Raw genomic sequence first — 1,658 nt, 5'->3', positions numbered from 1 at the left:
GACCTTGCGCGTCATCGCGAAAAAAGGTCGCGCCGGTTTTTATGAAGGCGCGGTCGCCGACGATCTGGTCGGCCGGCTGCGCGCGCTCGGCGGTCTGCACACGCTCGACGATTTCGCCGCCACCAAGGGCGACTACCGGACCCCGGTCGGCACCTCCTATCGCGGCTACGACATCCACCAGATGCCGCCCAACAACCAGGGCTTGACCGCGCTTTTGATGCTGAACCTGCTTTCGGGCTTCGAGCTGGGCAAGTTCGATCCGGGCGCCGCCGCGCGCCTGCACCTCGAGATCGAGGCAGGGCGTCTGGCCTACCAGGACCGCGACGCGTTTGTCGCCGACCAGGATCATGTCGACGTGCCGGTCAAAGCGCTGCTCTCCGGCGCCTATGCCGACCGCTTGCGCGCCGCGATCGACCCCGAGCGCGCCATGACGCATCTGCCGCGTCTCGATCTTCCGGGCAGCGACACGGTCTATATCAGCGTCGTCGACCGCGACCGCAACGCGGTGAGCTTCATCAACTCGACCTATTATTCCTTCGGCAGCGGTGTCGTTGGCCCCAAGACAGGGGTCGTTTTGCAGAACCGGGGCTCCAGCTTCCGCCTCGATCCGAAGCACCCGAATGCAATTGCGCCCGGCAAGCGGCCGATGCACACGATCATGCCGGGCATGATGACGAAGGATGGCCGTGCCATGATGCCCTTCGGCGTCATGGGCGGCGGCTACCAGCCCTTCGGCCATGTGCATCTTTTGACCAACATGATCGACTTTGGCATGGACCCGCAGCAGGCGATCGACGCGGCCCGCGTCTTCTATAACCACGACGTCGTCGAGGCCGAGCGAAGCGTGCGCGCCGATGCGATCGAAGGTCTGCGTCGGCTTGGCCATCAGGTGGTCGAGTCCGGTCATCCGCTGGGCGGCGGGCAGGCGGTGCTCATCGATTGGGAAAAGGGCACGCTGACCGGCGCTTCCGATCCGCGCAAGGACGGCCTGGCGCTCGGATATTGAGAAGGCCTTTGCTGGACATCGGCCGATCGTTCGAAACATAGTCTGGAACCATGACAAACAGCGAAAACGCCACCGATCTTGCCCATCGCCTTGCACCTGGAGCCGACAACGCGCCGGCCATCGCCGCGCCCGAGCGAACGGCCCTCTCGCATGGCGGACTGCGCCGCCTGATCAGCGATACCGTGGCGCGCTTGAACGCGCTGGGCATCGGCCGTGGCGATCGGGTCGCCATCGTGCTGCCCAACGGCCCGGAGATGGCCACGGCCTTCATCGCCGTGGCGGCCGCCGCGTCCACCGCGCCGCTCAATCCGGCCTACCGGGTCGACGAGCTCGATTTCTATCTGAGCGATATCGGCGTCAAGGCGATCCTCGTCGGCAAGGACGAGCAGGGCCCTTCGGTCGAAGTCGCCGGGCGCCTCGGCATCCCGGTGCTGCGGCTGGTGGTGCCGGAAGGCGCGCCGGCCGGCGCCTTCACGATCGAGGGCGATCCGGTCGGATCACCAGTCGCATCCGGGCTGGCCGCCGATGGCGATGTCGCACTTCTTCTGCACACATCCGGCACCACCTCGCGTCCGAAACTGGTGCCGCTCAGCCACGCCAACCTCGCCGCCTCGGCAGCCCATATCGGGGCGACGCTCGGCCTGACGCCGGC

At 66.6% G+C, this 1,658-nt stretch carries 2 protein-coding genes; both read left to right on the top strand.

What is annotated here, in order from left to right; all coding sequences use genetic code 11:
- On the top strand, window positions 1-1,006 hold a 1,006-nt coding region (locus tag EOD07_RS33630; RefSeq protein WP_206519641.1), incomplete at its 5' end, for a gamma-glutamyltransferase.
- Window positions 1,007-1,056: 50 nt separating this feature from the next.
- Window positions 1,057-1,658: AMP-binding protein (locus EOD07_RS33625; protein WP_164772805.1), on the top strand; the 602-nt coding region annotated here is incomplete at its 3' end.

It is taken from the genome of Mesorhizobium sp. M2C.T.Ca.TU.002.02.1.1 (assembly GCF_003997225.1).
This window is presented reverse-complemented; position numbering and strand designations above follow the sequence as displayed.